Origin of the sequence: Streptomyces sp. XH2 (genome assembly GCF_049725035.1) — a bacterium.
Lineage (GTDB): Bacteria > Actinomycetota > Actinomycetes > Streptomycetales > Streptomycetaceae > Streptomyces > Streptomyces roseoverticillatus.
The window spans coordinates 79,887-93,548 of sequence record NZ_JBMMMZ010000011.1; the positions used below are offsets into that span (position 1 = coordinate 79,887).

The following is a 13,662-nucleotide window of genomic DNA, read 5'->3' on the forward strand; positions in this document are numbered from 1 at the left end:
GAGGGACTCAGGACGAGAGGCGCCCATGACGGACAGCGGTCGGACGCCCGCGCCCACCGGGACCGCGGTCCCGGCCGAGCGCCGGATGGAGATCGCCTTCACGGCCTTCCGTGAACTGCACGAGCACAGATGGGGCGCCTACGCATATCTGCACACCGGGGACGCCGAGGCCGCCGCGGACATCACGGAGGCGGCCTTCGAGCGGCTGTGCGTGCAGTGGCCGCACGCCCTGCGGCAGCCCCGCGCCGACTCCTACGCCTGGTCGCTGCTCAAGGAGCACGTCGCCGGCTGGCTGGCCCGGCACCGGCGCGGCACGGCCCTGGCGACGGCCGCCTTCCACCGCGCGGCGCAGGCCCGGGGGCCGGAGCGCGAGCAGCGGTTCCGGCTCCTGGAGGGCCGCATCGCGCTGTACGCGGCGATCGCGCGGCTGCCCGAGCGGCAGTGCGACGCGCTCGTCCTCCACCTGGTGATCGGCTACAGCATGGGCCAGGTCGCGGACCTGCTCGGCGTCGACCGGGCGGCCGTGCGCTCCCTCGTCGGCCACGCCAAACGCAAGGTTTCCGCGGCCTTGTCCGCATTAGAGGTCCAGCACTCCGGCAGGGGGAAGTAATGCCGCGCAGCCACGACACCGAGGGTGACGTCATCGAAGCCATGCTCACCTCGGACGCCCGCGCCATCGCCGTGGCGTTCGAGAGCCGGCGCCGGCCGGGCCGCCGCCGGCCGGAGAAGGCCTCCCTGGCGGACGGCCCGAGCGCCCGCGACGAGGCCGGCCACGAGCTCGACCTCGCCTGCGTGCTGGTGATCAACGCCGTCGAGGCGGCGGCGAGCCTGGAGCGGTTCGCGGACGACCGGGGCATCGACCCCGAGGGCGCCCTGGTCTTCGCCTGCCTGCTGCACGTCACCGGGCACACCGGGGCCGCCGACTTCTGGTGGCAGTTCGCCGCCGGCGGCGGCAGCCGGACCGCCGCGTACTGCCTGCACCTCTCGCACCGCCGCAACGGCGAGTTCCGCGACGCCGCGTTCTGGCGCGCCCAGGCCGCCCACGACCCGCAGGAGCCGCCGCGGCCCGCCTCCCGGGTGGACAGCCGCCGCAAGCTGCTGTCCGACGCGGCCCGCCACGAGCTCCTCGTGCAGTGGCACAGCGGTCTGACGCCCCACCTGCCCGCCGCGCTGGAGAGCGTCGTCAACCGCCTCACGGTCGACGGCGACGACGCGGACTTCGGCGAGGTGCCGCAGCCCGACCCCGGGCTCGTGGAGCGGCTGTCCCGCGAGGTGTGAGCCGTACGGGTGAGGGCACGGGTGCCGCGCGGTGCGAACGGGAAATCTCCGAGCGTCGGAGGGCGTGATTCCGCCACGCCGTGACGCACCGCCGGGAAGGACCGCCGCCATGACCCTGATCTCCGCCCAGGACGGTCTCGTCGTGCCACCCGGCGGCGGCCGCACCCTCGTCACCCCCGCCCAGCAGGTCACCTTCAAGGTCACGGGAGAGCACTCGCGCGCCGCCTCCAGCTTCGAGGTCGTCGTCCCGCCCGGCTTCGACGTCGGCGCGCACCTGCACACCCGCAGCGAGGAGCTCTTCTACGTCCTGGAGGGCGAAGTGGACGTGCTCGCCTTCGAACCGCTCGTCCGGACGCCGGACCACTGGCGGGAGTGGCGCTCCGCCGCCGGCCAGCGGTACGCACGGGCCACTCCGGGCACGGTGATCCTCGTCCCGCCGGGCTGCCCGCACGCGTTCGCCAACCCGACGTCCGAGCCGGTGCGGATGTTCTTCCAGGCCTCGCCGCCGCCCGACCACGAGCGCTATTTCGAGGAGCTCTTCGAGATCCTGGAGGCGGGCCCGCCGGTCGACCAGGAGGCCATCGCGGCGCTGCGCGTCCGCTACGACATCGAGCAGATCACCCCGCTGCGGACGGCCGGGCCCGCGGCGGGCTCGTGACGGGCCTGCGCGGGGTCCTCGAACCGTACGTCCGCGGCGGGGCGGTGCCCGGAGCGGTGGCGCTGGTCGCGCGGGGCGGCCGCACCGAAGCGGAGGCCATCGGCTCGGCCGGTGGCGAGGGCAGCGCACCCCTCGCGCAGAACTCGCTGTTCCGTATCGCGTCGCTCACCAAGCCCCTGACCGCCGCGGCCGCCATGATGCTGGTCGAGGACGGCCGGATGGCGCTCGGCGACCCGGTCCGGCGGTGGCTGCCGGAGCTCGCGTCCCCGGTGGTGGTCCGCACGCCGCACGCGCCGGTCGACGACGTGGTCCCGGCCGCCCGCCCCATCACCGTGGAGGACCTGCTCACCCTCCGCGCGGGCTACGGCTTCCCGGCCGACTTCTCGCTGCCTGCGGTCGCGCTGCTGCACCGGGAGGCGCACCGGCACCTGCTGGCCCCGCAGCAGGCCCCGCCGCCGGACGCGTGGCTGGCGGCCCTGGCCCGCGTCCCGATGCTGCGCCAGCCGGGGGACGCCTGGCTCTACCAGACCTGCTCCGACATCCTGGGCGTGCTCATCGCCAGGGGCGCGGGCCGTCCCCTGCCCGGCTTCCTCGCCGAGCGGCTCTTCGGACCGCTGGGCATGGCCGACACGGGATTCGCGGTCCCGGCCGCGGAGCTCGGCCGGTTCACCACCCTCTACCGGCCCGCTCCGGCGGGCGGCCTGTACCTGGCCGACCCCCCTGACGGGGAGTGGAGCCGCCCGCCCGCGTTCCCGGCCGCCGGCGGCGGGCTGGTCTCCACCGCCGGTGACTGGCACGCCTTCGCCCGGATGCTCCTCGCCGGGGGCACCGCGCCCGGCGGCCGGCGGCTGCTGTCGCCCGCTTCCGTACGGCGGATGACCACCGACCACCTGACGCCGCCCCAGCGCGAGGGCGCCGCGCTGTTCCTGGAGGGCCAGGGCTGGGGGTTCGGCGGCTCGGTCGACGTCACGGCCGCCGAGCCCTGGAACGTGCCGGGCCGCTACGGCTGGGTCGGCGGCACCGGGACGGCCGCGCACATCGTGCCGTCGACCGGACTGGTCGCGATCCTGCTCACGCAGGTGCAGATGACCGGGCCGACGCCGACCGCGCTGATGCGGGACTTCTGGCGGTACGCCGCCGGGTTCTGACCCCGCTTCCCGGCCCCGGCTTCCGGCCTCCGGTGCGCGTGGCCTACGAGAGCGCCGCGGCGGCCACCACCGGCGCGCGGCGGGCCGGGACGACGACGGGGGAGCCGTCGGCGGGGGCCTCCAGGATGTCGGCGTCGATGCCGTAGAGCTCGCGCACGAGGGCGGTGTCGACGACGTCGCGCGGGGCGCCGTGGGCGACGACGCGGCCGTCCTTCATGGCGACGATGCTGTCGGCGTAGCGGGCGGCGCTCGCGAGGTCGTGCAGGACCATCACGACCGTGCGCCCGGCGAGGGCCACTTCGCGCGCGAGGTCGAGGACCTCGACGGCGTGGCCGATGTCGAGGGCGCTGGTCGGCTCGTCGAGGAGGACGACGGGCGTCTCCTGGGCGAGGACCATCGCGAGCCAGCAGCGCTGGCGCTGGCCGCCGGAGAGCTGGTCGAGCCGGCGGTCGGCGAGCGCGGCGACGCCGGTGGCGCGCAGGGCCTTTGCGACGGCCCGCTCGTCGTCGCGCGACCACTGGCGGAACAGGCCCTGGTGCGGGTGGCGGCCGTAGCGCACGAGCCCGGCGACCGTGACGGCCTCGGGGGCCAGCGGCGACTGGGGGAGGAGGGCGATGCGGTGCGCGGCCTGGCGCTGCTTCAGCTGCCAGATGTCGGCGTCGCCCGCGTACACCCGGCCCGACTCGGGCTGGTGGAGCCGGGCGACGGAGCGCAGCAGCGTGGACTTGCCGCAGCCGTTGGGCCCGACGATCGCGACGACCTGGCCGGAGGGGATGGTCAGGTCGACCCCTGCCACGGCGCGGTGGCCGGGGTAACCGGCGACGAGCTGTTCGACGCGGAGCTCCACGGGCGGGCCTTTCCAGAAGATCGCCGGTTCTTGTGGACCCTCCCGGGGGGAGAGCTTTAAGGTAAGGCTAACCTAATGTCTATTGTGGGTCCGTGCGAGGGGTTCCTCGCGCTTCCCGCCGGCCTTTGTCCTTTCTTTTCCCTTGCCTTCTTCGCCACGTCCGGAGCTTTCCATGACCACACCCACCCGCCTCCTCCCCTTCGCCCCGCGCCGCGCGGTGCAGGTGCTCGCCGCCGTGGGGGCGGCCGCGCTGCTGGTCACCGGCTGTGGCTCCGACTCCGGCAAGGACTCGGAGAAGTCCGGCAACGCGGCCGAGGCGAGCGGCGGCACCCGCACCGTCAAGGACGCGACCGGCACCGCGGTGAAGGTCCCCGCCAACCCCAAGCGCATCGTGACGCTCACCCAGGAAGACCTGGACGCGGTGCTGGCGCTGGGCGTCAAGCCGGTCGGCATCACCAACGGCCAGGGCCTGAGCAAGCCGCCGGCCTACCTCGCCGACAAGGTCCAGGGCATCAACGTCGTCGGGAACCTGCTGCAGCCGGTGATGGACAAGGTCGTCGCGGCCAAGCCCGACCTCATCCTGGCCGGTGACATGCAGGACGAGCAGATGCTGAAGCAGCTGCGCGAGATCACCCCGGCCACGCTGGTCACCATGGCCCCGACCGATGACTGGAAGCTCTCCTTCCGTGGCATCGGCAACGCCCTGAACAAGATGAACGAGACCAACAAGGTCATCGGCGACTACGAGGCCAAGGCCAAGAAGGCCGGCGAGGGCCTGGGTGGCAACAAGGGTGCCGAGGTCAGCATCGTCCGCTGGAACCCGGACGGTCCCAGCTGGATGGAGAAGAAGCAGTTCGCCAGCGGCGTCGCCCTGGACATGGGCCTCAAGCGGCCCAAGAACCAGGACAAGGACGGCAACGCCCACACCCCGGCGCTCAGCCTGGAGAAGATCAACGAGATCGACGGCGACTGGCTGTTCCTGTCGACCCTCACCTCCGACGGGGAGAAGGCGCTCAAGGACGTCCAGGAGAAGCCCGCGTACAAGGACCTGAACGCGGTCAAGAAGAACCACGCCGTGACGGTGGACGGTTCGGTCTGGTCGACCCGCGGCGGCCCGATCGCGAGCACGGTCGTCGTGGACGACATCGCGAAGGCGCTCAAGTAACGATTCCGCGGGCTGGGCGGACCGCAAGGTCCGCCCAGCCCGCGGCTTCAGCGGCGCGCGTCGGCGAAGTCCGCGGCCGTCCACGCCATCCCGACCGCCCCGTCGAGAAGGGCCTGTTCGCCGCGAGGCGAAACCGCCGCGTCGGCGAACTCCGCCTCGTGCGGCCCGCACGCGCCCCCGGAGATGTCCAGCACCGGATGGATCGCCGGCACCGCGTGCGAGACGTTCCCCATGTCCGTGCAGGCGAAAGCGTCCCGTCGCAGCGGCTCCGGCCGGCCCAGCGCGCGGGCGTTGTCCTGCCAGAGCGCGATGAGCTCCGCGTCCGTGCGGAAGTCGAGGTAGTCCGGCTCGGGGCGGGTCAGTTCGACCTCGCAGCCCGTGGCGAGGGCGCCCGCGCGGAAGCACGCCTCGACGCGCTCGCGCAGCTCCCGCAGGTCCTCCGCGGCGGAGGCGCGGATCTCGTACTCGGCCGTGGCCCGGTCGGGGATCAGGTTGGGCGCCGTGCCCGCGCCCGTGGTCACCCCGTGCACCTTCCACTGCGGCGGCAGCTGCTGGCGCAGCAGCCCGAGGGCGACCTGGGCGACGGTGAGCGCGTCGGCGGCGTTGCGGCCCTCGTGCGGGTTGAGGCTCGGGTGGGCGGACTTGCCGGTGTACGCGACGGAGAGCGTGCCGAGCGCGAACGAGCGGAACTCGGCCACCTCGAACGGGCACGGGTGCACCATCATCGCGGCGTCGACCCCGTCGAAGGCGCCCGCCTGAAGCATCAGCGCCTTGCCGGCGCCGCGCTCCTCGGCGGGCGTGCCCAGGACCCGTACGGTCAGGCCCAGTTCGTCGGCGTGCGGGGCGAGGGCCAGGGCGGCGCCGAGACCGGCCGCGGCGATCAGGTTGTGGCCGCAGGCGTGCCCGAGGCCGGGCAGGGCGTCGTACTCGCAGACGACGGCCACCGTGACCGGGCCCGAGCCCGTCGTGGCGGCGAAGGCGGTGTCCAGGCCGTACGCGGGCGCGGTCACGTCGAAGCCGTGCCCGCGCAGGAAGTCGGCGCACCAGCCGGCGGCGCGGTGCTCGGCGAAGGCCGTCTCGGGGTGCGCGTGGATGCGCCGGCTCAGCGACAGGAGGTCGTCGCGATGGGCGAGCACGCGCTCGCGCAGGGCGGTTTTGAGGCCGTCGGCCGCGGTCATGTTCGATGCTCCTGTTCGATCCGCACGCTGGGGTGGGAGAGTCTCACGGATAGGCAGAAAATAGCTTAGGCTTACCTAAGCTGACATACCGGGGGGTACCGGTGTGGCCAGATCGCTGTCCTACAACGGGAGTCCCCACGCCATGCGTCACCACGAGGCCGAGACCGATCAGGCCGAGCTTCCCCTGCTCGCCGCCCAGGCCGGAATCCTGTACGCCCAGGAACTCGCCCCTGACAACCCCGTCTACAACACGGGCGACTGCGTGGAGATCCGGGGCCCCCTGGACGAGGAGCTCTTCGAGCGCGCCCTGCTCCGCACCGCCGGCGAGGCGGAGACCCTCTCCCTCCTCGCCGTCCCGGCCGGCCCCGCCGACGAGGACGCCGTCCCCGCCCAGCGCCTCGCCGCCGGCCGGGAACTGACGCTCCACCGGATCGACCTGCGCACCTCCGCTGACCCCTGGGCCGAGGCCGAGGCCTGGATGCGCGCCGACCTCGACCGCCCCGTCGACCTCACCCGGGGCCCGCTCGTCACCCAGGCCCTCTTCCGCATCGACGACGGACTGCACTGGTGGTACCAGCGCGTCCACCACTTCGCCGTCGACGCGTACGCCCTGACCCTCATCGGCCGCCGCGTCGCCGAGGTCTACACCGCGCTGGCCGCCGGCGAGGAGCCGACCGCCGCGGACTTCGCCCCCCTGCGCGAACTCACCGACGAGGAAGCCGCCTACCGCGCGAGCGCCCAGCACGCCACCGACGGCGACTTCTGGCGCACCCGGCTCGCCGACCGGCCCGAGCCCGCCTCCCTCTCCGCCCGCCCCACCGCCCCCGCGACGACGGTCCTGCGCCGCACCGCCGCGCTCCCCGCGGGCACCCGCACCCGCCTGGAGAAGGCGGCGGCCGCCGCCAAGGGCGCCACCTGGGCCGAGCTCGTCATGGCCGCCACCGCCGGCTACGTGCACCGCATATCCGGCACCCGGGACGTGCTCCTGGGCCTGCCGCTGAAGAACCGGCGCAGCCGCGCCGGCCTGCGCACCCCCGCCATGACCGTCAACGTCATGCCGCTGCGCCTCGCCGTCCACCCCCACGACACCGGCGCCGAACTCGTGCGCCGCGTCGTCCTCGAAGCGCGCGCCGCCGGCCGGCACCAGCGCTACCGCCTGGAGGACCTGCGCCGCGACCTCGGGCTCGCCGGCAGCGACCGGCCGCTGTTCGGGCCGATGGTCAACATCAAGCCGTTCGAGGACGGCGGCCTGGACTTCGCGGGCCTGCCCGGCACCGTCCGCAACCTCGCCGCCGGCCCCGTCGACGACCTCGCCGTCACTGTCGTCCCCGGCCCCGGCGACTCCCTGATCCTCGGCCTCGACGCCAACCCCGGCCGCTACACCGCGGAAGACCTCGCCGCCCACGAACAGGCCTTCCTGCGCTACCTCGACGGGCTCACCGCCCTCCTCCTGGACGACCCGGAGCGGCCCGTCGGCACCCTCGACCTGCTGGACGCCGACGCGATCCGCCGGGCCACCGCCGGCCGCGGCGAGCCGCCCGCCGAGCACACCCTGCCCGAGCTGTTCACCGCGCAGGCCGCCCGCACCCCGGACGCCACCGCCGTCCGCAGCGCCGGCGAGACCCTCACCTTCGCCGGGCTGGAGGCCGCCGCCAACCGCCTCGCCCACGAACTCGCCGCCGCCGGCGTCACCCCCGGCACCGCCGTCGCCCTGGCCCTGCCCCGCAGCGCCTCCACCGTCGTGGCCCTCCTCGCCGTCCTCAAGGCGGGCGGCGTGTGCCAGCCCCTCGACCTCGGGCACCCCGCCCAGCGCCTCACCGCCGTCCTCGACGACGCGCGCCCCGGCTGCCTGATCGGCACCGCCGACGCCGTCCGCGGACTGCCCCCGCACACCGTGCCCGTCCTGCTCCTGGACGACCCGGTGACCCGCGCCCGCATCGACGCCCGCCCGGCGACCGCACCGGCCGCGCCCGCGCTCCGCCAGGACGCGTACATCATCCACACCTCCGGCTCCACCGGCCGCCCCAAGGGCGTCGTCGTCACCCACGCCTCACTGGCCAACCTCCACGCCGGACACGGCAGCGACCACATCGCCCGCGCCGTCGCCCGCACCGGCCGCGACCGCCTGCGCATCGGCCACAGCGCCTCCTTCGCCTTCGACGCCTCCTGGGACCCGCTGATCTGGCTCGTCCACGGACACGAGCTGCACCTGCTGGACGACGCCGGCTACCGCGACCCCGCCGCCCTCGCCGCCTACGTCCACGACGAGCGCCTCGACTATCTCGACGTCACCCCCTCCTACGCCGAAGCGCTCCTCGCCGAAGGCCTGCTGGACCCGGGCCGGCACCGCCCGGCCGTCGTCGTCGTGGGCGGCGAGACCGTGCCCGACCCGCTCTGGCGCCGCCTCGCCGGCACCGAGGGCCTGGGCCCCGTCAACCTCTACGGCCCCACCGAGACCACCGTCGACGCCTACTACTGGCTGCCCGGCGAGGACGGCACACCGCAGGGCAGCCCCGTCCGCGGCTCGCGCGCCTACGTCCTCGACAACTCGCTGCGCCCGGCGCCCGACGGCGTCACCGGCGAGCTGTACATCGCCGGCGCCTGTCTGGCCCGCGGCTACCTCGGCCGCCCCGACCTCACCGCCGAGCGCTTCACCGCCGACCCCTTCGGCGCCCTCCACGGCGACCCGGGCGCCACCATGTACCGCACCGGCGACCTGGTGCGCCGCCGCCCCGACGGCACCCTCGAATTCCTCGGCCGCGCCGACGACCAGGTCAAGATCCGCGGCTTCCGCATCGAACTCGGCGAGATCCAGGCCGCGCTGGCCGCCCACCCCGCCGTCTCACAGGCTGCGGTCATCGCCCGCGACACCGCCCACGGCAAGCGCCTCCTCGGCTACGCCGTCCCCGCCGAGGGCACGGCCGCCGCGGAGCTCGACACCGAGGCCCTGCGCGCCCACCTCGCCGGGCAGCTGCCCGCCCATATGGTGCCCGCCGCGATCCTCGCCCTGGACGCCCTGCCCCGCACCGCCAACGACAAGCTCGACCACCGCGCCCTGCCCGACCCGGAGCCCACCGCGGGCCCGGCCGCCCGCGAGCCCCGCACCCCGAGGGAAGCCGCGCTCTGCGGCCTCTTCCAGGACGTGCTCGGCCTGGACGCCCCGGCGTCCCCCGACGCCGACTTCTTCGCGCTGGGCGGCCACTCGCTGCTCGCCGGCCGCCTCGCCGCCCGCATCCGCGAGGCCCTCGACGAGGGCTTCGGCCTCGCCGACGTCTTCCGCAACCCCACCCCCGCCGCCCTCGCCGCCCTCCTCGGCGGCGTCACCGACGGGGACGCCGGCGAGCGCCCCGCCCTCGTGCCCGCACCCCGCACCGAGCGGATGCCGCTCTCCCCGGCCCAGAAGCGGCTGTGGTTCATGCACCGGCTCGAAGGCCCCAGCCCCACGTACAACATCCCCCTGCTCCTCACCCTCACCGGCCCGCTCGACCAGGACGCACTCCGCCTGGCCCTGCGCGACCTCACCGAGCGTCACGAAACACTCCGGACCGTATACCCGGCCACTGACAACGAGCCCTACCAGCGGATCCTCACGGCGGACGAGGCGTACCCCGAGCTGCACACCGCCCCGCTGACGGCCGACGTCACCGCCGCCGTCCGGCACTGCTTCGACCTGGCCGCCGAACCCCCGCTGCGCGTCACGCTCTTCACGGGGGGTTCCGGGGGTCGTCCCCCGGGTGAGCACAGCACTGACGGCGGGACCGAGCACACCCTGCTCCTCCTCCTGCACCACATCGCCGGCGACGGCGCCTCCACCACGCCACTGGCCCGCGACCTCGCCGCCGCCTACACCGCACGCGCCGCCGGCCGCGCGCCCGAACTCGCGCCCCTGCCCGTCCAGTACGCCGACCACACCGCCTGGCAGCAGCAGCTCCTCGGCACCGCCGACGCCCCCACCGCGCTCGCCGCCCGCCAGCTGGAGCACTGGAAGCAGGCCCTCGCCGGCCTGCCCGACCAGCTCGAACTCCCCACCGACCGGCCGCGCCCCGCCGTCGCCGCCTACGCGGGCGACACCGTCCCCTTCCACCTCGGCGCGGACGCGCACGCCGCCGTCGAGGCGCTCGCCCGCACCACCGGCACCAGCGTCTTCATGGTCGTCCAGGCCGCCCTCGCGGCCCTCCTGACCCGCTACGGCTGCGGCACCGACATCCCCCTCGGCACCCCCGTGGCCGGTCGCGACGACGACGCGACCGCAGGCCTCGTCGGCTTCTTCGTCAACACCCTCGTGCTGCGCGCGGACACCTCCGGCGACCCGGACTTCCGCACCCTCCTCGGGCGCGTCCGCACCGCCACCCTCGGCGCGTACGAGAACGGCGACCTGCCCTTCGACCGGCTCGTCGAGGAGCTCAACCCGCCGCGCTCGCTGGCCCGGCACCCCCTCTTCCAGGTGATGCTCGCCTGGCAGTCGCTGCCCGACGCCGCCTTCGCCATGGGCCCGGGCCTGACCGCCGCGATGGCGGCCACGCCGTCCGGCACCGCCAAGTTCGACCTCACCCTGAACGCGGGGGAGCAGCCCGGCGGGGGCATCGCCGGCTTCCTGGAGTTCCGCACCGACCTCTTCGACCGCGCCACCGCCGAGCGCCTCTCCGCCCACCTGGCCCGCCTGCTGGCCGCGGCCGCCGCCGACCCCGGCACGCCCATCGGCCTGCTGCCGCTGCTCGGCGACGACGAGCGTCACCAGCTGCTGGTCGCGTGGAACACCGGCACCCCGGCCCCCGCGCCCTCGAAGCAGACCCTCGTGGAGCTCTACGAGGACGCCGCCCGCCGCCACCCGGACCGCACGGCCGTCACCTGCGACGGCGCGTCGCTGGGCTACGCGGAGCTGTCCGCCCGCGCCAACCGCCTCGCCCGGCTGCTGGCCGCCCGCGGCATCGGCCCCGGCTCCATCGTCGCGCTCGCCCTGCCGCGCTCCCTGGAGCTGGTCACCGGCCTGCTGGCCGTCGCCAAGGCCGGCGCCGCCTACCTCCCGATGGACCCCGACTACCCGGCCGACCGTCTGGCGTACATGCTCCAGGACGCCGCCCCCGCCGCCGTCGTCACCGACAGCGCGACCGCGGCCCGCATCCCGGCGCACGAACTGCCGACCGTCCTCGTCGACGGCACCGAGGCCGGCGCGTACGCGACCGGCGACCTCACCCCCAAGGAGCGCGTCCGGCCCGTGCGCCCGGACGACGTCGCCTACGTCATCTACACGTCCGGCTCCACCGGCCGCCCCAAGGGCGTCCCCGTCACCCACCACAACGTCGTCCGGCTCTTCACCGCCACCGACCAGTGGTTCGGCTTCGACCACACCGACGTCTGGACGCTCTTCCACTCCTACGCCTTCGACTTCTCCGTGTGGGAGATGTGGGGCGCCCTGCTGCACGGCGGCCGCCTCGTGGTCGTGCCCCACCTCGTCAGCCGCGACCCGGCCGCCTTCCTGCGCCTGCTCACCGCCGAGTCCGTCACGGTGCTCAACCAGACGCCGTCGGCCTTCTATCAGCTGATGGCCGCGGACAAGGAGAGCCCGGGCAGCGAACTGGCCCTGCGCTACGTCGTCTTCGGCGGCGAAGCCCTCGAACTGGCCCGCCTGGCCGACTGGTACGAGCGTCACGACGAGAACGCGCCCACCCTCGTCAACATGTACGGCATCACCGAGACGACCGTGCACGTCTCGTACATCGCCCTCGACCGGGAGAAGGCCGCCGCCGGCGCCTCCAGCACCATCGGCGTCAACATCCCCGACCTGCGGGTCTACGTCCTCGACCCGTACCTGCAGCCCGTGCCGCCCGGCGTCACCGGCGAGATGTACGTCGCCGGCGAGGGCCTCGCCCGCGGCTACCTCGGCCGCCACGCCCTCACGGCGGAACGTTTCGTCGCCGATCCGTACGCCGCCCTCTTCGGCGAGAGCGGCACCCGCATGTACCGCTCCGGCGACCTCGCCCGCCGCCGCCCCGACGGCAACCTCGACTACTTCGGCCGCGCCGACCACCAGGTCAAGATCCGCGGCTTCCGCATCGAGCTCGGCGAGATCGAGGGCGTCCTCGCCGACCACCCCGACGTCGCCGACGCGGCCGTCGTCGTCCGCGAGGACACCCCCGGCGACAAGCGCCTCGTCGCCTACGCCGTCCCCGCCCGCGAGACCACCCCGGCCGCGCTGCGCGAGCACGCCGCCGGCGGGCTCCCCGTCCACATGGTGCCCTCGGTCGTCGTCCTCCTCGACCGGCTGCCGCTCACCGCCAACGGCAAGCTCGACCGCAAGGCCCTCCCCGCCCCCGACCTCGCCTCCGCCGTCACCGGGGGCCGCGCCCCCCGCGGCCCCCGCGAGGAACAGCTCTGCGCGATCTTCGCCGACGTCCTGGGCCTGCCCCGGGTCGGCGTCGACGACAACTTCTTCGACCTCGGCGGCCACTCCCTGCTCGCCGTCCGCCTCGCCGGACGCGTCAAGGACGCCCTCGGCGCCGACGTCGGCATCGGCACGATCTTCCAGGCGCCCACCGTCGCCGCCCTCGACGCGGCGATCGAGGCCTCCCGGCAGACGGACGCCCTCGACGTCCTGCTGCCGCTGCGCCCGGCCGCCGAAGGCGACAAGGCGCCGCTGTACTGCGTCCACCCCGCCGGCGGCCTCAGCTGGTGCTACGCCGGCCTCATCCGCCACCTCCCCGCCGACGTGCCCATCTACGGCCTGCAGGCCCAGGGCGTCGGCCCGGCCACGGCCGCCGAGCCGCTGCCGCGGACCCTGGAGGAGCTCGCCGCGCACTACGTCGACCGGCTCCGCGAGGTCCAGCCGGAAGGCCCGTACCGCCTGCTCGGCTGGTCCACCGGCGGCATCATCGCCCAGGCCATGGCCACCCGCCTGCAGGACCTCGGCCACGAGGTCGCCCTGCTCGCCATCCTCGACGCCTACCCCGCCGAGGGCTTCCGCGAGCTGCCCGTGCCCGACCAGGCCGAGGCCCTCGAAGCGCTCCTCGCCATGGGCGGCTACGGACCGGACAGCCTGGAGGGCAAGCCCTTCGAACTCGCCCACGTCACCGAGGTGCTGCGCCGCGAGGGCTCCCCGCTGGCCAGCCTCGACGACGCCACCATCGAGGCCCTCAACCGCACCTACCTCAACACCAACTTCCTGGTGCGCGCCTTCGACCACCGCGTCTACGAGGGCGACGTGCTCTTCTTCCGCGCCACCGTCGACACCATCGACGACGAGCTGACCCCCGACACCTGGACCCCCTACGTGACCGGGCGCATCGACAACACGGACGTCGCCTGCTCGCACAAGGACATGACCCTGCCCGAGCCGATCGCGCACATCGCGAGCGTGATCGCCGACCGCCTGCAGAACCTGGAGAACTGAC

Annotated in this window: 8 protein-coding genes; 6 read left to right on the top strand and 2 right to left on the bottom strand. The window is 74.6% G+C overall.

Annotated elements, in window-relative coordinates; all coding sequences use genetic code 11:
* The first annotated feature begins 25 nt into the window (after nucleotides 1-25).
* The 4 genes from ACOTKD_RS22740 to ACOTKD_RS22755 all read left to right on the top strand — a co-directional run bounded on the left by ACOTKD_RS22740 (nucleotide 26) and on the right by ACOTKD_RS22755 (nucleotide 3,084).
* Nucleotides 26-610 (top strand): RNA polymerase sigma factor, encoded by a 585-nt coding sequence (locus ACOTKD_RS22740; protein WP_424890840.1) that lies wholly within the window; start codon nucleotides 26-28, stop codon nucleotides 608-610.
* The gene (locus ACOTKD_RS22745; protein WP_424890841.1) at nucleotides 610-1,278 is read left to right on the top strand and encodes a hypothetical protein; all 669 of its coding nucleotides are present in this window, start codon (nucleotides 610-612) and stop codon (nucleotides 1,276-1,278) included. Before ACOTKD_RS22740 ends, ACOTKD_RS22745 begins: the two co-directional genes overlap by 1 nt.
* A 109-nt stretch (nucleotides 1,279-1,387) precedes the next feature.
* Nucleotides 1,388-1,936 (top strand): cupin domain-containing protein, encoded by a 549-nt coding sequence (locus ACOTKD_RS22750; protein ID WP_424890842.1) that lies wholly within the window; start codon nucleotides 1,388-1,390, stop codon nucleotides 1,934-1,936.
* Complete coding sequence (locus ACOTKD_RS22755) at nucleotides 1,933-3,084, top strand: serine hydrolase domain-containing protein (protein ID WP_424890843.1); 1,152 nt, start codon at nucleotides 1,933-1,935, stop codon at nucleotides 3,082-3,084. The genes ACOTKD_RS22750 and ACOTKD_RS22755 overlap by 4 nt, the downstream gene beginning before the upstream one ends.
* Nucleotides 3,085-3,127: 43 nt before the next feature.
* On the opposite strand, the gene ACOTKD_RS22760 is transcribed toward ACOTKD_RS22755, so the two are convergent.
* Nucleotides 3,128-3,931, bottom strand: a complete 804-nt coding sequence (locus tag ACOTKD_RS22760; RefSeq protein ID WP_424890844.1) for an ABC transporter ATP-binding protein — start codon at nucleotides 3,929-3,931, stop codon at nucleotides 3,128-3,130.
* A 172-nt stretch (nucleotides 3,932-4,103) separates the two neighbouring features.
* On the opposite strand from ACOTKD_RS22760, the gene ACOTKD_RS22765 reads away from it, so the two are divergent.
* On the top strand, nucleotides 4,104-5,096 hold the full coding sequence (locus ACOTKD_RS22765) for an ABC transporter substrate-binding protein (protein ID WP_424890845.1): 993 nt from the start codon (nucleotides 4,104-4,106) through the stop codon (nucleotides 5,094-5,096).
* A gap of 47 nt (nucleotides 5,097-5,143) precedes the next feature.
* Here ACOTKD_RS22765 and ACOTKD_RS22770 read toward each other — a convergent pair whose 3' ends face one another.
* Nucleotides 5,144-6,274 (bottom strand): M20 family metallopeptidase, encoded by a 1,131-nt coding sequence (locus tag ACOTKD_RS22770; protein WP_424890846.1) that lies wholly within the window; start codon nucleotides 6,272-6,274, stop codon nucleotides 5,144-5,146.
* Nucleotides 6,275-6,416: 142 nt separating this feature from the next.
* Here ACOTKD_RS22770 and ACOTKD_RS22775 point away from each other — a divergent pair, with 142 nt between their 5' ends.
* The gene (locus ACOTKD_RS22775; protein WP_424890847.1) at nucleotides 6,417-13,661 is read left to right on the top strand and encodes an amino acid adenylation domain-containing protein; all 7,245 of its coding nucleotides are present in this window, start codon (nucleotides 6,417-6,419) and stop codon (nucleotides 13,659-13,661) included.
* Nucleotide 13,662 lies beyond the last annotated feature (1 nt).